This is a genomic window from Micromonospora sp. AB353, from assembly GCF_049538395.1.
GTDB classification, from domain to species: Bacteria; Actinomycetota; Actinomycetes; order Mycobacteriales; family Micromonosporaceae; genus Micromonospora; species Micromonospora aurantiaca.
The window spans coordinates 122,159-140,763 of the sequence record NZ_JBMVFV010000001.1 but is presented as its reverse complement, the minus strand read 5'-3'; the positions used below and the strand labels follow the sequence as shown (position 1 = coordinate 140,763).

Here is an 18,605-nt window from a genome sequence, read left to right as displayed (position 1 = left end):
GCCTGCCGCATCGCCGCCCGCCCCGCCGCCTCAGCGCTCCGGGGTGTCGCCGGGGCGGGTCTGCTCGGCGAGGAAGCGTTCCAGTTCGGCACCGAGTTCGTCGGCGGTGGGCAGCGGCCCGGTCTCGCCGGCGAGCAGGTTCTTCTCGCCCCGGCCGCGGGCGAACGCGTCGTACTGCTCCTCCAGCGCCTGGACCAGCGTCGCCGCCTCCTCGGTCTGGGTGACCTGGCGGTCGATCTCCACCCGGACCGCCTCGGCGGCGGTCCGCAGCGCCTCGACCGGCAGCAGCAGGCCGGTGCTGCGGGACACGGCGGACAGCAGCGCCTCGGCGGCGGCCGGGTACTCGGCCTGGGCCACGTAGTGCGGCACGTGCGCGGCGAAGCCGAGGGCGTCGCGCCCCTGCTCGCCGAGGCGGTACTCCAGCAGGTGACCGACGCCGGCCGGCACCTGCACCTTCTGCAGCCACGGCTCGTGCCCGGCGATCAGGTCCTTGCGGGTGGCGTGCGCGGTGACGCCGCTGGGCCGGGTGTGCGGCACCGCCATCGGGATCGAGTTGAGCCCGACGGTGAGCCGGACGTCGAGGCGGGCGCTGAGTCCGGCGACGGCGGCCACGAAACGCTCCCACTGCAGATCCGGCTCGGGGCCGGTGAGCAGCAGGAACGGGGTCTCGTCGTCGTCGCGCAGCAGGTGCAGCTCCAGCGCCGGGGCGTCGTAGGACTCCCAGTGGTCCTCGACGAACGTCATCACCGGGCGGCGGGAGCGGTAGTCGAAGACCTGGTCCACGTCGAAGCGGGCGATGACCTGGGCGTCGAGCGAGGTGAGCAGCTGTTCCCGGGCCAGCCGGGTGGCGTTGCCGGCGTCGACGAAGCCGGTGAGCGCCTGGATCAGCACCGGCTGGCCGAGCTCGGGCAGCTCGTCGGTGAGTTCGTAGAGCTCGTGTGGATCGAGCACCGGTGGGGTCCTCCCTGTCGACGCGTGCGGGGGAGCGCCGAGTGTGCGGACTCCCCGGTTCGGCAAACGTACCGGGGTGGGTGGTCCATTCCGTTACGGCCACGTCCGATGCCCGGATGATGATCACGATTCGGCTACGCCCCGGTCCGGCGACCCATATCCGGATCGTCCGAACGGACGAGTTAGTCGATCATCGGGCGGGACCTGGAGGTCTGCGGCGTTCCTGCCCGCGCCGCCGCACGCGCCGTCGCCCGGGTGATTGGTCCGGTTCCCGAAGTCCGTGGTCCGCCGGCCCGCGCCGGGGTGGGTCGTCCGCTTCGGAGCGGCCAAAGTGTGGCGAGGGCCACCCTTTCGGCCTGGGTGATCCCGGTTTGCCCTGCCTAGCCTCGTCGGATGCGTAACGACGGCAACCTCGACGACCCGTTCGGCTCCGGCCGCCCGGCTGACCGTTCGGACGATACCCCCTCCACCGACCGTTCGGCGAAGCTCCAGGGACTCTTCCGGCGTACCCGCTTCTGGGCACCCATGAACCCCCGGCCCGGCCGGACGAAGCTGGCGGTCGCCACCGGCGCGGCCTGCTGCCTCGGCCTGGTCGGTGTCAGCCAGGCCGGCTTCGGCGCCCCGGACCGCGCCGCCGCCCCGGCGCCCTCGGCGGAGGTCGCCGAGCGCGCGGAGGTCGACCCGGCCTCCCGGGCCATGACCCGGCCGAGCACCGCCCCCGCCACTCCCACCCCCAGCGTCACCCCGTCCGCGACGGCGAGCCCCAAGGCGACCACCAAGCCCAAGCCGAAGAAGACGGTCCGGCAGATCGTCCCGGTCGCCGGCCTGGACCGCACCCAGATGAACAACGCCAAGAAGATCGTGCAGGCCGGCAAGGAGATGGGCATGCCGCGCCGCGCCCTGGTCATCGCGGTGGCGACCGCCATGCAGGAGAGCACCCTGCTCAACTACGCCAGCGGCGTGCTGCCCGAGTCGCAGAACTACCCGCACCAGGCGATCGGCTGGGACCACGACTCGGTCGGGCTGTTCCAGCAGCGCCCCAGCAGCGGCTGGGGCACCGTCGAGCAGCTGATGGACCCGGAGTACGCGACGAAGGCGTTCCTGTCCGCGCTCGCCGAGATCCCCGGCTGGCAGAGCCTGCCGCTCTCGGTGGCCGCCCAGGCCGTGCAGATCTCCGCGTTCCCGGACGCGTACGCCCAGCACGAGTGGCGCGCCGGCGAGGTGGTGGCCGAGATCCTCGGCTGACCCGGACGGGTGGTTGCGAAAGGGCCGATTCGGGTATCAGAGGGCTTGCCGGTCCCAGGTACACATGAAGGGGACCGCGGGACGGGAGGACTCTCATGTCGCTGATGCAACGGATCACCGCCTTCCTGCGGTCGCCGCGGGGCCAGCAACTGGTCGATCGCGGCCGGCGTGAGATGTCGAAGCCGGAGAACCAGGCCCGGCTGCGGCAGATCGCGACCCGGCTGCAGTCGCGCCGGCGCTGACCCGCGTCACCCCCGCCGCACGAGCCTCCGGAGCCCTTCGTGACCGACCCCGCCCCCGTCGACGGGGAGCCCAACGCCGTCCCCACCGCCCCCGTCCCGCCGGTGGAGGTGCCCGAGGCGCCACCGGCCAAGCTGTGGGACCGGATGCGGGAGGACCCGCAGTACGCGCCGGAGCACCTGGCCCTGGAGGCGGTGCGCCGGCTCGGCCCGGAGGCCGCCCAGTGGGCCGCCCGGGAGCGGGCGCTGCGGCCGGACGCCCCGCCGGAGCACCTGGCCGACCAGGCGGTCCGCAAGTTCGTCAACCACGCCCGGCTCTCCGGTGCGGTGTCCGGCGCGGCCGGGCTGCCCGGCGCGGTGATCGACGTGGGCGTGCTGGCCTGGACCCAGGCCCGGCTGGTGCTGCACGTCGCGGCCGCCTACGGCGTCGACCCGGCCCACCCCGACCGGGCCACCGACCTGCTGGTGCTCCAGCGGGTGCACAAGGTCGCCGAGACGGCCCGCCTCGCGCTGGGCGTGGCCGCCGGCCGGGAGCGGGCCGGTGCCCTGTTCGGCTCCGCCGGCGACCGGGCGCTGGGCCGGGTGATGCTCCAGCTCGGGGTCCGGCTGGCCCGGATGGCCGGGGTGCGTGCCGCCAAGCGGATGTTCGCCAAGGTCGTGCCGGGCGCCGCGATCGTGCTCGGCACCTGGGCCAACTCGTCGGCCACCAAGGAACTGGCCGACCGTACGCGTGCCCTCTACCGCGCCGCCGGTCCCCGGCAGCTACCGGGCCCGCGTCAGCCCTGACCAGCCGGAGGCGTTCCAGGCCACCTCGGCCAGCCGGCCCTGCCCGGTCGCGTTCGGGTGGAACCAGTCGAGCGCGTTGACCTGGTCCAGGTCGAAGCGGTGGCGGTGCACCGCGCCGCCGTCCCACCGGCAGCGTGACCCGTACGCCCGGCAGGCGGCGCGCAGTTGCCCGTCGTACGCCTCGATCCGGTCCCGGACGCGGGCCCGGCGGGCCACCGCGGCGGGTGCGGTCGACGTGGCATCGGCCAGCAGCGACGGGCAGACGCCCCGCGACCAGGCCCGCACGGCGCGGGGCTCGGTGTGGCCGATCTGCCAGAGCCGGTACAGGTCCGGGATGCTGACCACCAGCACCCGGGCCTTCGGCCGGCCCTCGCGCAGCACGCCCAGCGCCGCGTCGACCTGGTCGCGGAACGTGGCGACCGGTGTCATGTCGTCGACGTCGCCCCGGCAGGCGTCGTTCGCGCCGATCAGCACGGTGACCAGGTCGGCCTTGTCGCGTACCGCCGACCGGGCCTGGCCGGCCAGCGCGGCCGCGCGGGCCCCGGGCACGGCCCGGTTGTACGCCCGCAGCCCCGGCGCGTCGGCGCGCAGCCGCCGGTAGAGGCTCTCCACCCGCAGGCCGTCCCCGGTCGACCAGGAGTTGCGTTCGCAGCTCACCAGCACCAGGCAGGAGCCGTAGCCGGTGCTGACCGAGTCGCCGAGCGCGACCAGCACCCGGGGTTCGCCGGGGGCGGGTGTGCCGGAGGGTCGGGGTGACGCGTCGCCGGAGCCGTCACAGGCGAGCGCGACGAGCGCCGCCAGGCAGGCCAGCGCGGCGATCCAGCGTCTCATCGGTCCCCCGTCCGGCGGCGGCAACGGGCGCGTCGACCCTATGCCCCGGCGGGGTTCCGGTGGCGGTTCTGTCGGCTATCAGGCATCGACCACTGTCGTTCACATCTGTCGTGCCGGCGCAGGCCGGCCGTGCAGCCACCGGTGCAGCGCCCGGGTGATCCGGGGCAGCACCAGGTAGGTCATCAGCGGGGTGAGCACGAGCGTCATCAGCAGCGTCCGGCCGGCCAGCGGCACGCCGGCGAGGAACCGGGTGGTCAGCAGCGTGGCGGCCAGGCTGAGCGGGAAGAACGCCAGCCAGATCGTGACGGCCTGCTTCCAGCGCGGCGGCGCGGCCGGCTCCGGCTCGCCGAACGTCTCGACCACGTGGTCCACCGGCGGGTCGAACCAGCCCTCGATGCCGGTGCGCCGCTCGACCCGGGTGTGCTCGACGATGCCCTGGGCCGAGCCGAGCCACCAGCGCCGCTGCGGCGAGTCCTCCCAGTCGCGCAGCGTGTCCGCGTCGGCGAAGCGGTACATCACGTGCCACTCGCCGGAACCGGGGGCGCTGCGGACGAAACCGGCGCCGAGGAAGCCGGGGAAGCTCTCCGCGAGCGCCGTTCCGGCCCGCATCCACGCCACCACCTCGTCGGTACGCGCCGGGTCGGCGCGCCGGGACACGGCGACGGTCACGGGTACGGCCTGCGTCGTGGTCATGCCATCCTCTCCACCGTCCGCGGGATCTCCGCCGGTACCGGCAGACCGATGTAACGCACCCGCTGTCCGGACGCATCCGGCGCCTGCCCGCCGGGTGTCCCGGATCACCGGCGTTCCCGCCCCGGCCGGTTATCCCCGCCCGTGCCGGGGTAGGCCCCAGGAATGACCCGATCACAGCCCCGCCGTGCCCGCGGCACGGTCGGCCACGCGAACAGCGCCCTGAACCTGCGGCTCGCGCTCGCCACGTTCGGTCTGGTCGTGATGACCGTCTTCGCGGTGCTCGCGTTCGCCGCGCACATCGCCTGGCTGGGTGTCGTCTGCGCGCTGCTCGCCGTGGTGGCGGTGGTCGACCTGGTCGTGATCCAGCGCCGCCGCGCCGCGCGCCGCCGGGAGGAACCGGGCGTGCGGCACTCGCTGTTCGAGTGACAGGAGTACGAGATGCCCATCGCCACCACCAATCCCGCCACCGGACAGGTGCTCAAGACGTACGAGGCGATGTCGGACGAGCAGGTCGACGCCGCGATCGAGCGGGCCGACCTCGCCTTCCGGCAGTTGCGCGACACCACCATCGCGCAGCGGGCCCGCTGGCTCGTCGCCGCCGCCGACCTGCTCGACGCCGAGCGCGACGAGACGGCCCGGCTGATGACCACCGAGATGGGCAAGACGTACGCCGCCGCGAAGGCGGAGGTCACCAAGTGCGCCACCGCCTGCCGCTTCTACGCCGACAACGCGCCCCGGATGCTCGCCGACGAGCCGGCCGACGCCGCCGCGGTCAAGGCGAAGCGGGCGTACGTGCGCTACCAGCCGATCGGGCCGGTGCTCGCGGTGATGCCGTGGAACTTCCCGCTGTGGCAGGTGATGCGGTTCGCCGCCCCGGCCCTGATGGCCGGCAACACCGGCCTGCTCAAGCACGCCTCGAACGTGCCGCAGACCGCGCTCTACCTGGAGGACGTGTTCCGCCGCGCCGGCTTCCCCGAGGGCGCGTTCACCACGCTGCTGGTCGGCTCCGACGCGGTCGACCGGATCCTCAGCGACCCCCGCGTCCGCGCCGCCACCCTCACCGGCAGCGAGCCGGCCGGCCGGTCCATCGCCCAGATCGCCGGCCGGGAGATCAAGAAGACGGTGCTGGAGCTGGGCGGCAGCGACCCGTTCGTGGTGATGCCCTCGGCCGACCTGGACACCGCCGCCGAGGTGGCGACCACGGCCCGCTGCCAGAACAACGGGCAGTCCTGCATCGCCGCGAAGCGGTTCATCGTGCACACCGACGTGTTCGACGCGTTCGCCGAGAAGTTCGCCGCCCGGATGGCGGCGCTGCGCGTCGGCGACCCGATGGACGACGGCACCGACGTCGGCCCGCTGGCCAGCGAGCGCGGCCGCGACGAGGTGCACGCGCAGGTCACCGACGCGGTGGACCAGGGCGCGACGGTGCTCTGCGGCGGCGAGAAGCCGGCCGGGGACGGCTGGTACTACCCGCCGACCGTGGTCACCGACCTGCGCCCGGAGATGCGGATGTGGTCCGAGGAGGTGTTCGGGCCGGTCGCCGGGCTCTACCGGGTCGGCTCGTACGACGAGGCGATCGCCGTCGCCAACGGCACCAGCTTCGGCCTCGGCTCCAACGCCTGGACCAACGACCCGGCCGAGCAGGAGCGCTTCGCCGTCGACCTGGACGCCGGCAACGTGTTCATCAACGGCATGACCACGTCCTATCCGGAGCTGCCGTTCGGTGGTGTGAAGAACTCCGGGTACGGCCGTGAGCTGTCCGCCGCCGGGATGCGCGAGTTCTGCAACACCAAGACCGTGTGGATCGGCGAGGGTGAGGCCGGCGCGGGCGCCGGCGCGCACTCCGAGTGAGGTGTTAACAGGGGCCCCTTCCTCTACCGGAGGCGTTAAGAAGGGGCCCCTGCTTACATCTCGCCCGTGGTGGGTAGGAGTGCCCACCATGACGGCGTTCGGCTTCCACGCATCCCACGAGCAGATCCACCCGGCCCGGCTGCTGGAGGCGGTGATCCACGCCGAGCGCGCCGGCTTCGACGCGGCCATGTGCTCCGACCACTTCTCGCCGTGGAGCGAGCGGCAGGGCCAGTCCGGGTTCGCCTGGTCCTGGCTCGGTGCCGCGCTCCAGGCCACGAACCTGTCCTTCGGCGTGGTGAACGCGCCCGGCCAGCGCTACCACCCGGCGATCATCGCGCAGGCCATCGGCACGCTCGGCGCCATGTACCCGGGCCGGTTCTGGGCCGCGCTGGGCACCGGCGAGGCGTCGAACGAGCACATCACCGGCGAGGTCTGGCCGCGCAAGGACATCCGTACCGCCCGGCTGCGTGAGTGCGTCGACGTGATCCGGGCGCTGCTCGCAGGCGAGGAGGTCAGCCACGACGGCCTCGTCACCGTGGACCGGGCGAAGCTGTGGACCCGGCCGGAGGAGCCGCCCGCGCTGGTCGGCGCCGCCGTCAGCGTCGCCACCGCGCGCTGGTGCGCCGAGTGGGCCGACGGACTGATCACCGTCAACGCGCCGGTCGAGCACCTGCGGCGGATGATCGACGCCTACCGGGACGCGGGCGGACGCGGCCCGCTGCACCTCCAGGTGCACGTGAGCTGGGCGCCCGAGCAGGACCAGGCCGAGGCGATCGCGTACGAGCAGTGGCGCAGCAACGTGTTCGCGCCGCCGGTCTGCTGGGACCTGGAGACCCCCGAGCACTTCGACGTGGCGAGCGCCGACGTGCCGATGTCCAAGGTCGCCGAGACCGTGAACGTCTCCGCCGACCTGGGCCGGCACATCGGCTGGCTGGAGGAGTACGTGGCGCTGGGCTTCGACCAGATCGCGCTGCACCACGTCGGGCAGGAGCAGCGCGCGTTCATCGACACGTTCGGCGCCGAGGTGCTGCCGAAGTTGCGCTCCGCCGCCTGATCACACATCTGCCCGTCGGCGCTTAGGCTCGTCGTTCGTGGATGCTCTGTTCGAGGTCGTGGTCTTCCTGGCCATCGCGACCTTCGGTGCGGCGCTGGCCCGCCGGCTCGGCCTGCTCGCGCCGATCCTGCTGGTGGTGCTCGGCCTCGCGTTGTCCTACCTGCCGTTCTTCCCGCACGTGCGGCTGGACCCGGACCTGGTGCTGGTGGGCATCCTGCCGCCGCTGCTCTACGTGGCGGCGCTGGAGACGTCGGTGCCGGCGTTCCGGCTCAACCTGCGGCCGATCCTGCTGCTCGCCGTCGGGCTGGTCGTCTTCACCGCGTTCGCGGTGGGCACCGTCGTGCACTGGTTCCTGCCCGACCTGCCGTACGCGATCTGCCTGGCGCTCGGCGCGGTGGTGGCACCGCCGGACGCGGTCGCCGCCACGGCGGTGGCCCGGCGGGTCGGCCTGCCCCGGCGGGTCGTCACCATCCTGGAGGGCGAGAGCCTCGTCAACGACGCCACCGCGCTGGTGCTGCTGCGGGTGGCGATCGTCGCCGCGACCGCCACCACCGGCGGCGTCGGCGCCGGCGACGTGGCCCGCGAGGTGGTCGTCGCGGCCGGCGGCGGCATCCTGGTCGGCCTGCTGGGCGTGGTGGTCTTCGGCTACCTGCACAAGCGCATCACCGACCCGGTGCTGGACAACGCGCTGTCGCTGATCGTGCCGTTCGCCGTGGTCTTCGCCGCCGAGGAGATCCACGCCTCCGGCGTGGTCGCGGTGGTGGTGACCGGCCTCGGCATCGGGCACAAGCTGCCCACGCTGCTGTCGGCCGCCTCCCGGCTCCAGGTGACCGCGTTCTGGCGGCTGATCCGGTTCCTCCTCGAAGGACTGGTGTTCCTGCTGGTCGGCCTGCAACTGCCGGAGGTGGTCCGCGACCTCGACGAGCCGATCGGCTCGCTGGCCGCGATCACCGCCGCGGTGCTGGTCGCCGTCTTCCTGTCCCGGTTCGTCTGGGTGTTCCCGGCCACCTACCTGGCCCGGCTGGTGCCCCGGATCCGGCAGCGCGACCCGGCGCCGCCGGTGCAGTTCCCCGTCGTCATCGGCTGGGCCGGCATGCGGGGCGTGGTGACGCTCGCCGCCGCGCTGGGCCTGCCGCTCACGCTCGCCGGCGACGCGCCGTACCCGCGTGCGCTGCTCATCTGGCTCGCCTTCGCGGTGATCGTCGCGACGCTCGTCGGGCAGGGCGCCACGCTGCCCTGGGTGGCCCGGCGGCTACGGCTGCCCCCGGACGACCCGGTGCAGGACGCGCTGTCCGCCGCCGGGGTGCAGCAGCGGGCCAGCCGAGCCGCCCGGGAACGCCTCGACGAGCTGGCCGAGGGCGCGCCGGAGGCGGTGGTGGAACGCCTGCGCGGGCTGACCACCTCCCGGGCCAACCTGGCCTGGGAGCGGCTGGGCGGCACCGGACGGGAGACCCCCTCCCAGGCGTACGCGCGCCTGCGGCAGGAGATGATCGACGCGGAGCGGGAGGTGTTCCGGGCCGCCCGCGACTCCGGCCAGATCCCGGAGGAGGTGCTCACCCGCGCCTATCGTGATCTGGATCTGGAGGAGTCCATGCTGCGACAGGAGGTCGTCGAATGAGTTGCCAGCACCTGGCCGAGGCGGGCACGGCCGAGCCCGGCACCACGACCGAGTGCCCGGACTGCGTGGCCATCGGCAACCCGGACTGGGTGCACCTGCGCGCCTGCCTGACCTGCGGGCACGTGGGCTGCTGCGACTCGTCGCCGTACCAGCACGCCACGAAGCACTTCGAGTCGACCGGGCACCCGGTGATGCGGTCGGTCCAGCCGGGGGAGTCGTGGCGCTGGTGCTTCGTGGACGAGGAGATCGGCTGACTCAGCCGATCCGGCGCTCCAGCACCTGCCCGGTCCACCTCGGGCGGCCCGGCCGCTCCACCGTGAACGGCTCGGTGGCGGTGAACCCGCAGCGCTCGTAGAACCGCACGAGCGCCCGGTCCGGGCTGCGGAAGCAGTCCACCCGCAGCAGGCCGACGCCGCGGTCGCGGGCCAGCTCCGCCGCGTACGCCAGCAGCCGCGCCCCGACCCCGCGTCCCGCGTACGCCCGGTCGGTGACCAGCAGGTTCACGTACAGCTCCGGCTCGGTGGCCGACGGCACGTACTCGGTCGCCGCGCCCACCACCAGCGCGCCCGCCACCGTCGCGTCGATCTCGGCGAGGTACAGGCCGTCGCCGGTGGCCCACGCCTCGGCCTGGGCGATGCGGCGCGGGTCGATCGACGCCGGCTCGGTGCCCCACTGATCGGTACGCCCCAGTTCGGTCAGCCAGGCGGTGGCGCTGTCGAGCAGCCGCAGCAGCGTGGGCGCGTCGCCGGGCCCACCCGGACGGATCGTGATGCTCTGCCGGTCGGTCATCCCGCCATGCTGCTACACGCGGCTCACCCCGGCACACCGGCGGGCCGGGTCTCCGGCGCCCGCCGGTTCGCGATCGCCCGGCCGGCCAGCGCCGGGGCGGCCAGCCCGGCGGCGGCGAGGATCCCGCCGAGCACCAGCCAGCCGACCGGACCGCCGCCGAGCACCAGCAGCGTGAGCAGTCCCCGGCCGAGCGCCTGGGCCAGCCCGGCGAGCAGGCCGTCCGCACCTTGGTAGGCGCCGAGCGCGCCGGGTGGGGCCAGGTCGTAGGCCAGACCCGCGCCGGCCGTGCCGTGCCACAGGTCGCCCACCGTCCACACCGCAGTCGCGACGAGCAGCAGGACGACCGCCGGGAGCACCGGCAGGGCGGCTGTCGCCGCGTACAACGGTGTCGCCGCCGCGAGCACGAGCCCGGCCCGGCGCAGCTTCCGCGCGGCCGGCGCGGCCCGCTCGGCGCCCCGGCTCAGCCGGACCGCGAGCAGCACGGTGAGGACCGTGTTCGCCAGTAGCACCGCCGACACCACGGGTGGCGGCGCGCCGGCCCGGTCCACAGTCCACAACGGCACGACGAGCACGAGCACCGTCACGTGGGTGCTGAGCACCGCCGACACGCCGCTCACCGCGAGGAACCGCCAGTCCCGCAGCGGTCGCCCGCGCCGCGGCGTGCCCGGCATGCGTCGCTCTCCGGCGGCGACGGGTTGCGGCGGCAGGCGCAGCAGCAGCGCCGCCGAGAGCAGGTAGGTGGCCGCGTTGCCGACGATCAGGATCTGGTAGGCCCGGTGCGTGTCCACCGCGAGCGCGATCCCGGCCAGCGCGGTACCGGCGGTGATGCCCAGGTTCGCCACCGCGCGCAGCGTCGCGAACGCGTGCACCCGGCCGTCCGGGCCGCCCACCGCCGCGACGAGCGCCGCCCGTACCGCCAGGTTGCCGGCGGCGAGCAGCGCCTCCGGCACCGCCACCGCCAGCAACGCCGGAAACGAACCGACCAGCAGGTACGCCAGCGCGGCGACCGCCTGACCCACCTGGAGGACGGCCCGGAGCGTACGCGGATCCCACCTGTCCGCCAGCGCACCCAGCGGCACGCTCGCGCTGAGCCCGACCAGCCCGGCGACGGTGAGCCCGGCGCCCACCGAGGTGGCGGAGAGGCCCACGTCCCGGGTCAGGTAGAGCGCCCCGCCGGCCAGCCACAGTCCCCCGCCGACGGTGTTGACGAGCGTGGCGTACGCGAGCGTGCGCAGCGGCCCGGGCGGCGGGAGCGGCGAGACGCGTCCCATCAGCGGGGTCCGGCGAGGGCCATGCGGTCGACGCTAAGGCCGTTCCGCCGGGCCCGGAGCCCCGCCCGGGGCGACGCCCGTCACACCGCGAGGCGGCGCTGGGCCCTCGACCCGGCCGAGCGGACCGCGATGCGCGGCGGGCCGAAAGCGGTTAACCGGTCGACCGGGAACGCGGGCCGTGCCACGATCGCGCGGTGCCCGCCTCCGTGACCGCCCTGCTGCGCCGGCAGTTCGACCTGACCTGGGCGCTCGCCGAGTACCACCTCGACCGGCTGGAGCCGGCGGACTTCCTCTGGGAGCCGGCCGCGCTGTGCTGGACCATGCGCCGGGACCCGGCCGGCGGGTGGCGTCCCGACTGGGCCGACACCGAGCCGGACCCGGTGCCGGCGCCCACGATCGCGTGGCTGACCTGGCACGTCGGCTGGTGGTGGTCGGTCGCGGCCGACCACGTGCGGCAGCGGCCGGCGCGGGAACGCGACGACATCCGCTGGCCCGGGCCGGGCGCGGAGACGGTGGCGTGGCTGCGGGAGCTGCGGTCGGAGTGGACGGACGCGCTGGACGGGCTGACCGAGGCCGGCCTGGACCGGCCGTCCGCGTACCCCTGGCCCGCCGACGCCGGGCTCACCGTCGCTGACCTGGCCGCGTGGGTGAACGCCGAGCTGATGAAGAACGTGGCCGAGATCGGGCAGCTCCGGCTGCTGCGCGCGGCCGGGCTCAGTGCGCGCCGCCGAGGTTGAGCACCACCACCCCGGCGATGACCAGTCCCGCGCCGATCACCTTGGTCACGCTCAGCGGCTCGCCGAGGAACGCCGCGCCGATCGCCATGATGGCGGCCGTGCCGAGTCCGGACCAGACCGCGTACGCGACGCCGACCGGGATGTCCTTCACCGCGAGGGAGAGCAGCCCGAACGCGGACAGGTACGCCACCGCCAAGCCCAGTGTGGGCCAGAGCCGGGTGAAGCCGTCGGTGGCCTTGAGCAGACTGGTGCCGATCACCTCGGCGGTGATCGCGCCGAGCAGGAACAGGTACGCCATCGCAGGACCGTACCCGGTCCTGCGATGGCGTCCGGTCAGCTCGGTCGGCTCGGTCAGGAGACCGTGCAGGCCTTGCCGTTCAGGGTGACCAGCCCCGGATCCGGGTTCGGGAACCGGGAGGCGGTGCCGTTGAAGCCGAACGTGGTGGACGCGCCCGGCGCCAGCTTCGCGTTCCAGGACAGGTTCTTCGCGGTGACCGTGGCGCCGCTCTGCCCGAGCTGCGCCGACCACGCGTGGTCGACCTTCTGGTCGCCGAGGAACGCCCAGCGCAGGCTCCACCCGTTCACCGCGGTCGTGCCGGTGTTGCGCACCGTCACCTGGGTGGTGAAGCCGGACGGCCAGCTCCCGTGCGTGGTGTAGGTGACCGCGCAGGACGGTGCCGGCACCGCGCCGGCGTCACCCTGGTCGGCCAGGAACGACGCGAGCCAGGCCAGCGCCGAGTTCCAGTTGATCGCCACCTCGTTCGTCGCGTACGAGTTGATGTCGTCGACGTAGCAGAACATCGGCGCGCACCCGGCGAGCAGGTTCGCCGCGAACGGGTCCTGCAGCGCGGCGTTCGGACCACCGGCGAGCGAACCGGCCGGCGGGCGCGGCAGGTCCGGGTTCAACTGGTGGGCGAAGATGCGGCTGTGCTGGTTGCGGGCGTGCTGCTCGCCCCACCCGGTCACGTACGACATGTTCAGCGCGTTGCGGCCGAACAGGTAGTCGGCGGCCTGCACCGCGCCGTCCCGGTACTTCGCGTCCCGGCTCAGGTCGAACGCGGTGGCCAGCACGATCGCGTTGTTCACCAGGTTGCTGTTGCTGCCCCAGACGTACGCGTCGGCGCTGCCCGGGAACGGCAGCCCGTACGCCTGGCCGGCGATCGTGGCCAGGTAGCTGTCGGCGGCGGCGGTGATCGACTCGCGGATGCGGGTCTTCTCCGCGGCGGGCAGCGTGTTCGGCACGGTGGCCAGGTCGAGGCGGCCCAGCGCGGCGACGCTCTGCCAGCCGAACGCGCCGTTCGGGGCGAACACGTCGGCGGTGTGCAGCGGCGAGCCGGTGACGTCGGCCAGGTACGCCTTGTCGCCGGTGGTCAGCCACAGCTCGGCGGCGGCCCAGTAGAACTCGTCGGTGACGTTCGTGTCGTCGTACGCGCCGCCGCCGGTGCCGTCGCTGGCCGAGGCGTAGATCGCCGGGTGCGCCTTGGCCGCCGCGTACGCGGTCTTCGCGGCGGTGCCGCAGCGCGCGGCGAACGCGGCGTCGTACGGGGCGTACAGCCGCTGGCACTGCGCGGCGACGGCGGCCAGGTTCAGCGTGGCGGCGGTGGACGGCGCGTGCAGCTCGCGCGGCTGCGGGTCGTCCTGGGGCTGCAGCGGCAGGCCGGTCCAGTTCCGGTCGTGGATCTTGTGGTGGACCATCCCGGCCAGCGGCTTACCCGCCGGCACCTGCATGCGCAGCAGGAACTCCACCTCCCAGCGGGCCTCGTCGAGCACGTCCGGCACGTCGTTGCCGCGCTCGGGCAGCCGCAGCGTGGAGTCGCCCAGGGCGGCACCGCCGCCGGCGGTCTCGGCCGTCTTGGTCCGCTCGAACGTGCCCAGCAACTGGTAGGCGGCGATGCCGCCGTTGACGACGTACTTGCCGTGGTCGCCCGCGTCGTACCAGCCGCCGCGCACGTCCAGCGAGTAGTCGCAGACGCCGGCCTGGCACGGCACGTCGGTGTCACCCTGGTTGGGCGCGACGCCGAGGTGGCCGGCCGGGCGGGCGTACTCCTCGCCGATCAGGTCGCCGTCAATCTCGATGCCGCTGCGCTGGGCGTAGAAGAACTGCAGCGAGTCGGCGCGCAGCCGGTCGTAGAGCGCGCCGGAGATGTCGAACGGGTGGCTGGTCTCGCCGTCCACGGTGAGCGTGTAGCCGGTGCCCGGCGTGCGGTACGCGGAGAAGTCGACGGTCTGCACGTTCTGCGCGGAGGCGGCGTCGGTGCCGCGCGGCGTGGTCTGCCCGCTGGCGACCACCGCGCCGCCGCCCGACTTCAACTGCCACGGCAGCGCGTCGGTGGCCTCGGTGACCACTGTGGCGTGCTTCGGCCCGCCGGGCAGGTAGCCGACCTGGTTGACCCGGACCCGGGGCCCGGTGTCCGGCTCGTACGGCGGCGCCGGCTCCCCGCCGCGCAGCGACACGTTGTCCAGGCAGAACGTCTGCGCCTGGGCGCTGCCACCGACCTGGAAGATCAGCTGGGCGGTGGGGTTGTCGGCCGGGGAGGTGAACGTGGTGGTGACGTGCTTCGCGGTGCCGGTGGCGGTGGCGTCGACGCTCGCGTACGTGGTGTAGGGGGCGCTGCCGAGCTGGAGCACCGCCTTGACGGCCGCGCCGGGGGTCGCGGAGACGTCGAAGGACAGTTCGTACTCGGCACCCTGGGTCAGCGGCACCGCGTCCTGGCCGATGCCGGCGTCCCACGGGTTGGCGGTGCCCGCCGCGACGGAGGTGCAGAGCCGGCCGTCGACGACCGCGAGGTCGCCGGTGCCGTAGGAGAACCAGGGGGAGACGCCGGCGCTGAAGTCGCCGTTGCGCAGTTGTTCGGGGGCGTCCGGCGGCACCTCGGCGCTCGCCGGACCGGCGGTGAGGCCGGTGAGCGCCAGCGTGGTGGCCGCGAGCGCGGCGAGCCGACGACGGGATCGGGTCACGGAGGTTCCTTCCGTGCTCGGGGGTGGTGGGGAGACGGGGAGCTGGGAGCGCTCCCAATATCAGCCCGATGTTTCCATCGCGTTCCGTCGCTGTCAATCGATCCGGCCCGATGAGGCGCCCTGCCCGCGCGCGGCGCGATTCGGCGCGCCACGTACGATGTCAGTGATCTCCTAGAGACATCCGAGCCCTCGACCTGGCAGGCTGCGACCCATGACCCTGAAGCTTCGTTCCGTCGGAGCGAGCGACCGTGGGCTGATCCGCAGCGGTAACCAGGACGCGCAGCACGCGGGCGCCTGGCTGGTCGCGGTCGCCGACGGCATGGGCGGCATGGCGGCCGGCGACCTGGCCAGCCGCATCGCCATCGACGCGGTCGCCCCGCTGGACGTGGAGACGCCGGAGGACGCGCTCGTCGCCGCGCTCCAGGGCGGGATCGAGCTGGCCACCGTGCGGATCCGCCAGGCCGTCGAGGAGGATCCGGAGCGTCAGGGCATGGGCACCACGCTCACCGCGCTGCTGTTCGCCCGTACCGGCAGCTGCCTCGCGCTGGCGCACGTCGGCGACTCCCGGGCCTACCTGTACCGCGAGGGCGTGCTCAAGCAGGTCACCCGCGACGACACGTTCGTGCAGATGCTCGTCGACCAGGGCGTCATCACGGCCGAGCAGGCCAGCAGCCATCCCCGGCGGGCGGTGGTGACCCAGGCGTTGCAGGGCGACGAGGTCTCCCCGTCGTACGCCACGATGGTGCCCCGGTCCGGTGACCGCTGGCTGCTGTGCAGCGACGGCCTCTCCAACGTGGTCCGCGCGGACACGCTCACCGAGGTGCTCAGCGAGCAGCCGGAACGCGACGCCTGCGCGGCCCGGCTGATCGACCTGGCGCTGCGGGCCGGCGGCCCGGACAACATCACCGTCGTGATCGCCGACGTGGTCGAGGAGTAGCGCTCACCGCCGGCGCGGAGCGGCCCTCCGGGTCGGCTCGGCGGTGGTCGGATCCTCCGGCCACGGATGGCGCGGGTAGCGTCCGCGCAGCTCCGCCCGTACCTGCTGATAGCCGGTGTGCCAGAACGAGGCCAGGTCGGCGGTGACCGCCACCGGCCGCCCGGCGGGGGAGAGCAGGTGCAGCAGCACCGGCACCCGCCCGTCGGCGATGCGCGGCACGTCCCGCCAGCCGAACGTCTCCTGGAGCTTGACCGCCAGCACCGGCGCGGCCGGGTCGCCGTAGTCGACCCGGATCCGCGAGCCGCTCGGCACCTCCAGGCGCTCCGGGGCCAGCTCGTCCAGCCGCGCCGCCTGCCGCCAGTCCAGCAGCCGCCGCAGCGCCGCCGCCACGTCCACCCGGTGCAGGTCGGCCCGGCGCCGGGCGCGGGCCAGCTCCGGGCCCAGCCAGACGGGCGCGTCGGCGGTCAGCGCCGCGTCGGAGACGTCCGGCCAGCCGTCGCCGAGCGCCTGGCGGCAGAACGCCAGCCGGCGGCGCAGCCCGGTCGCCTCCGGCGTCCAGCGCAGCAGGCCCGGTCCCTCCTGCCGAAGCCCGTCCAGCAGCGCCGCCGCGACCAGCTCCGGGTCCGGCGCGGTGAGCGGCCGGTCGACCAGTTCGACGGCGCCGAGCCGGACCACCTCGCGGGCCACCACGTCCCCGCCGGACCAGGCCACCTCCCGCCCGGTGTCCAGCAGGGCCGCCCCGGCCTCCCGGGCGGTCGCCTCGTCGATCGGCGCGGCGAGCCGCACCCGGGCGGCGGGCGCGCCGGGGGAGCGGTCGGCCACCGCGACGGCCAGCCATGCCGCGCCGGTCAGCCCCGACCCGGGCGCCAGCTCCACGGCGGTGCCGCCGGCCATCAGGTACGCGGTCCCGCCCGGCCGCCGTGCCCGGGCCAGCCGTTCCGGGTACGCGAGTCCGGCGAGCAGCCCCGCGGCCAGATCGTGCGGCAGGCGCTCCCGCTCGTCTCCGGCCGACCGGCCCGCGTCGCGCCGCAGCGCAGCCCGGCCGGTCGGCGCGCCGGTCTGTCGCCGGTCCGCCGGGCCGGCGGGTGAGCCGGGGTGCTCGTCCGCGCCCTTTGCGGGCAGGGCGGCGCGCAGGCGGCGTACCTCGGCGCGCCAGCGGGCGGTGGCGGCCGGGTCGGTGCCGTCGCGCAGCCGCCGCCAGCGTGCGGGCAGGTCGTCCCCGGTCCCGCCCGGCGTGTCCTCGCCGAGGATCGCCACCACCTGGGCGGCCCGGTCGGCGCCGACCCGGGGCGCGCCGTCGAGAAGCGCCCGCGCCAGCCGGGGATGCGTGCCCGCCGCCGCGACCGCCCGTCCCCGCGCGGTGATCCGGCCGTCGTGGTCCACCGCGCCGAGGGTGGTCAGCGTCTCCCGCGCCACCGTGAGCGCGGCCGGCGGCGGTGGGTCGGGCAGCGCCAGCCCGGTGCCGTCCGGTGTGCCCCAGGCCGCCAGTTCCAGCGCGAACCCGGTCAGGTCGGCGGTGGCGATCTCCGGTTCGGGCTGCGGGGCGAGCCGTTCGTGTGCCGCCTCCGACCAGCAGCGGTAGACCGCGCCGGGTGCCTCCCGTCCGGCCCGGCCGGCACGCTGGGTGGCCCCGGCGCGTGACACCGGCACCGTCACCAGCGCGCCCAGCCCTCGGGCCAGGTCGGTGCGGGGTACCCGGCTCAACCCGGCGTCCACCACCACCCGGACGCCGGGGACGGTCAGGCTGCTCTCCGCCACCGCTGTCGCGAGCACCACGCGCCGTGCGGCGGCCGGGGTGAGCGCCGCGTCCTGGGCGGGCCCGGGCAGCCGTCCGTGCAAGGGCAGCACCGCGATGTCGCGGAGGTCGGCCAGACGGCGCGCGACGGCGCCGATCTCACCCGCGCCGGGCAGGAAGACGAGCACGTCGCCGTCGCGTTCGCGTAGTGCCCGGCGGACCGTGGCTGCCACGTGGTCGAGCAGTGCCGGGTCGACCCGGCCGGCGCCGGGCGGCGTCACCGGGCGCGGCGGCGGCGCCCACACCCGCTCGACCGGGTGCAGCGCGGCCTCGGCGCGTACCACGGGGGCGGGGTCGCCGGCACCGAGCAGCGCGGCGAACCGGTCGGTCTGCGGGGTGGCCGACATCGCCAGCAGCCACAGGTCGGGGCGCAGCGTCGCGCGGGCCTCGACGCCGAACGCCAGCGCCAGGTCGGCGTCGAGGTGCCGTTCGTGGCACTCGTCGAGCAGTACCGCGTCCACGCCGGGCAGTTCCGGGTCGTGGTGCAGGCGGCGGACCAGCAGGCCGGTGGTGACGACCTCGACCCGGGTACGCGGGCCGGTCCGGCGCTCGCCGCGCACCGCGTACCCGATCCGGTCGCCGACCCGCTCGCCGAGCAGGGCGGCCATCCGGTGCGCGGCCGCGCGGGCGGCGACCCGCCGAGGCTGGGCGATCACCACGCGGCCGGGGACCGCGTCGGCGACCGCGAGCGGCGCGGTGGTGGTCTTGCCGGTGCCGGGCGGCGCCACCAGGACGGCGGTGCCGCGCTCGCGCAGCGCGCCGACGAGCGCCGGCAGGACCGGGCGGACCGGCAGGTCGAGCGGGATGTCGGCGAGCACGGCCCCACTCTCGCACCGTGCCGCCGGACGGT

Annotated in this window: 18 protein-coding genes; 10 read left to right on the top strand and 8 right to left on the bottom strand. The window is 74.8% G+C overall.

Annotated elements, in window-relative coordinates:
• Positions 1–30: 30 nt before the first annotated feature.
• Positions 31–951, bottom strand: coding sequence for a proteasome assembly chaperone family protein (locus tag ACPCK6_RS00710; protein ID WP_194800969.1), 921 nt, complete (start codon positions 949–951; stop codon positions 31–33).
• A 393-nt stretch (positions 952–1,344) separates the two neighbouring features.
• Here ACPCK6_RS00710 and ACPCK6_RS00705 point away from each other — a divergent pair, with 393 nt between their 5' ends.
• The 3 genes from ACPCK6_RS00705 (at position 1,345) to ACPCK6_RS00695 (ending at position 3,221) form a co-directional block, all read left to right on the top strand.
• The gene (locus ACPCK6_RS00705; RefSeq protein ID WP_423480017.1) at positions 1,345–2,196 is read left to right on the top strand and encodes a peptidase M23; all 852 of its coding nucleotides are present in this window, start codon (positions 1,345–1,347) and stop codon (positions 2,194–2,196) included.
• A 95-nt stretch (positions 2,197–2,291) separates the two neighbouring features.
• On the top strand, positions 2,292–2,438 hold the full coding sequence (locus ACPCK6_RS00700) for a hypothetical protein (RefSeq protein WP_166456378.1): 147 nt from the start codon (positions 2,292–2,294) through the stop codon (positions 2,436–2,438).
• Positions 2,439–2,477: 39 nt separating this feature from the next.
• Complete coding sequence (locus tag ACPCK6_RS00695; protein WP_135239299.1) at positions 2,478–3,221, top strand: EcsC family protein; 744 nt, start codon at positions 2,478–2,480, stop codon at positions 3,219–3,221.
• Here the strand turns inward: ACPCK6_RS00695 and ACPCK6_RS00690 are convergent.
• A complete protein-coding gene (locus tag ACPCK6_RS00690; protein ID WP_423480016.1) occupies positions 3,198–4,052 on the bottom strand; it encodes a GDSL-type esterase/lipase family protein in 855 nt (284 codons plus the stop codon). The two genes, ACPCK6_RS00695 and ACPCK6_RS00690, sit on opposite strands and share 24 nt — an antisense overlap.
• Positions 4,053–4,151: 99 nt before the next feature.
• A complete protein-coding gene (locus tag ACPCK6_RS00685) occupies positions 4,152–4,745 on the bottom strand; it encodes an antibiotic biosynthesis monooxygenase (protein WP_423480015.1) in 594 nt (197 codons plus the stop codon).
• Between the two features lie 162 nt (positions 4,746–4,907).
• Between ACPCK6_RS00685 and ACPCK6_RS00680 the strand changes: the two genes are divergently transcribed.
• The 5 genes from ACPCK6_RS00680 (at position 4,908) to ACPCK6_RS00660 (ending at position 9,522) form a co-directional block, all read left to right on the top strand.
• Positions 4,908–5,171 (top strand): DUF6343 family protein, encoded by a 264-nt coding sequence (locus ACPCK6_RS00680; RefSeq protein ID WP_366619161.1) that lies wholly within the window; start codon positions 4,908–4,910, stop codon positions 5,169–5,171.
• A gap of 12 nt (positions 5,172–5,183) precedes the next feature.
• A complete protein-coding gene (locus ACPCK6_RS00675) occupies positions 5,184–6,596 on the top strand; it encodes an NADP-dependent succinic semialdehyde dehydrogenase (protein WP_396880572.1) in 1,413 nt (470 codons plus the stop codon).
• Positions 6,597–6,684: 88 nt separating this feature from the next.
• Positions 6,685–7,650 (top strand): TIGR03885 family FMN-dependent LLM class oxidoreductase, encoded by a 966-nt coding sequence (locus ACPCK6_RS00670; RefSeq protein ID WP_396880571.1) that lies wholly within the window; start codon positions 6,685–6,687, stop codon positions 7,648–7,650.
• Positions 7,651–7,687: 37 nt separating this feature from the next.
• Positions 7,688–9,268 (top strand): Na+/H+ antiporter, encoded by a 1,581-nt coding sequence (locus ACPCK6_RS00665; RefSeq protein WP_423480014.1) that lies wholly within the window; start codon positions 7,688–7,690, stop codon positions 9,266–9,268.
• On the top strand, positions 9,265–9,522 hold the full coding sequence (locus ACPCK6_RS00660) for a UBP-type zinc finger domain-containing protein (protein WP_210894907.1): 258 nt from the start codon (positions 9,265–9,267) through the stop codon (positions 9,520–9,522). The genes ACPCK6_RS00665 and ACPCK6_RS00660 overlap by 4 nt, the downstream gene beginning before the upstream one ends.
• A gap of 1 nt (position 9,523) precedes the next feature.
• On the opposite strand, the gene ACPCK6_RS00655 is transcribed toward ACPCK6_RS00660, so the two are convergent.
• Positions 9,524–10,057, bottom strand: a complete 534-nt coding sequence (locus ACPCK6_RS00655; RefSeq protein WP_423480013.1) for a GNAT family N-acetyltransferase — start codon at positions 10,055–10,057, stop codon at positions 9,524–9,526.
• Positions 10,058–10,080: 23 nt separating this feature from the next.
• Positions 10,081–11,328: an MFS transporter gene (locus tag ACPCK6_RS00650; protein ID WP_396880568.1), complete on the bottom strand. Its 1,248-nt coding sequence runs from the start codon at positions 11,326–11,328 to the stop codon at positions 10,081–10,083.
• A 194-nt stretch (positions 11,329–11,522) separates the two neighbouring features.
• Here ACPCK6_RS00650 and ACPCK6_RS00645 point away from each other — a divergent pair, with 194 nt between their 5' ends.
• Complete coding sequence (locus ACPCK6_RS00645) at positions 11,523–12,065, top strand: DinB family protein (RefSeq protein ID WP_396880567.1); 543 nt, start codon at positions 11,523–11,525, stop codon at positions 12,063–12,065.
• On the opposite strand, the gene ACPCK6_RS00640 is transcribed toward ACPCK6_RS00645, so the two are convergent.
• Positions 12,043–12,363, bottom strand: coding sequence for a DMT family transporter (locus ACPCK6_RS00640; protein ID WP_194800981.1), 321 nt, complete (start codon positions 12,361–12,363; stop codon positions 12,043–12,045). The two genes, ACPCK6_RS00645 and ACPCK6_RS00640, sit on opposite strands and share 23 nt — an antisense overlap.
• Before the next feature lie 53 nt (positions 12,364–12,416).
• Positions 12,417–15,023, bottom strand: a complete 2,607-nt coding sequence (locus tag ACPCK6_RS00635) for a glycoside hydrolase family 9 protein (RefSeq protein WP_423480012.1) — start codon at positions 15,021–15,023, stop codon at positions 12,417–12,419.
• Between the two features lie 211 nt (positions 15,024–15,234).
• Between ACPCK6_RS00635 and ACPCK6_RS00630 the strand changes: the two genes are divergently transcribed.
• On the top strand, positions 15,235–15,960 hold the full coding sequence (locus ACPCK6_RS00630; RefSeq protein ID WP_423480011.1) for a PP2C family protein-serine/threonine phosphatase: 726 nt from the start codon (positions 15,235–15,237) through the stop codon (positions 15,958–15,960).
• A 3-nt stretch (positions 15,961–15,963) separates the two neighbouring features.
• Here the strand turns inward: ACPCK6_RS00630 and hrpB are convergent, their stop codons facing one another.
• Positions 15,964–18,573 carry an ATP-dependent helicase HrpB gene (gene hrpB, locus ACPCK6_RS00625; protein WP_423480010.1) on the bottom strand — a complete coding sequence of 870 codons (2,610 nt, stop codon included), beginning with the start codon at positions 18,571–18,573 and terminating at the stop codon, positions 15,964–15,966.
• Positions 18,574–18,605 lie beyond the last annotated feature (32 nt).

Excerpts from the sequence above, each read along its gene's own strand:
- ACPCK6_RS00630 (WP_423480011.1), top strand. The coding sequence starts at position 15,235 with ATGACCCTGAAGCTTCGTTCCGTCGGAGCGAGCGACCGTGGGCTGATC.
- ACPCK6_RS00690 (WP_423480016.1), bottom strand. The coding sequence starts at position 4,052 with ATGAGACGCTGGATCGCCGCGCTGGCCTGCCTGGCGGCGCTCGTCGCG.
- ACPCK6_RS00670 (WP_396880571.1), top strand. The coding sequence starts at position 6,685 with ATGACGGCGTTCGGCTTCCACGCATCCCACGAGCAGATCCACCCGGCC.
- ACPCK6_RS00660 (WP_210894907.1), top strand. The coding sequence starts at position 9,265 with ATGAGTTGCCAGCACCTGGCCGAGGCGGGCACGGCCGAGCCCGGCACC.
- ACPCK6_RS00655 (WP_423480013.1), bottom strand. The coding sequence starts at position 10,057 with ATGACCGACCGGCAGAGCATCACGATCCGTCCGGGTGGGCCCGGCGAC.
- ACPCK6_RS00680 (WP_366619161.1), top strand. The coding sequence starts at position 4,908 with ATGACCCGATCACAGCCCCGCCGTGCCCGCGGCACGGTCGGCCACGCG.
- ACPCK6_RS00705 (WP_423480017.1), top strand. The coding sequence starts at position 1,345 with ATGCGTAACGACGGCAACCTCGACGACCCGTTCGGCTCCGGCCGCCCG.
- ACPCK6_RS00700 (WP_166456378.1), top strand. The coding sequence starts at position 2,292 with ATGTCGCTGATGCAACGGATCACCGCCTTCCTGCGGTCGCCGCGGGGC.
- ACPCK6_RS00675 (WP_396880572.1), top strand. The coding sequence starts at position 5,184 with ATGCCCATCGCCACCACCAATCCCGCCACCGGACAGGTGCTCAAGACG.
- ACPCK6_RS00640 (WP_194800981.1), bottom strand. The coding sequence starts at position 12,363 with ATGGCGTACCTGTTCCTGCTCGGCGCGATCACCGCCGAGGTGATCGGC.
- ACPCK6_RS00650 (WP_396880568.1), bottom strand. The coding sequence starts at position 11,328 with ATGGGACGCGTCTCGCCGCTCCCGCCGCCCGGGCCGCTGCGCACGCTC.
- ACPCK6_RS00685 (WP_423480015.1), bottom strand. The coding sequence starts at position 4,745 with ATGACCACGACGCAGGCCGTACCCGTGACCGTCGCCGTGTCCCGGCGC.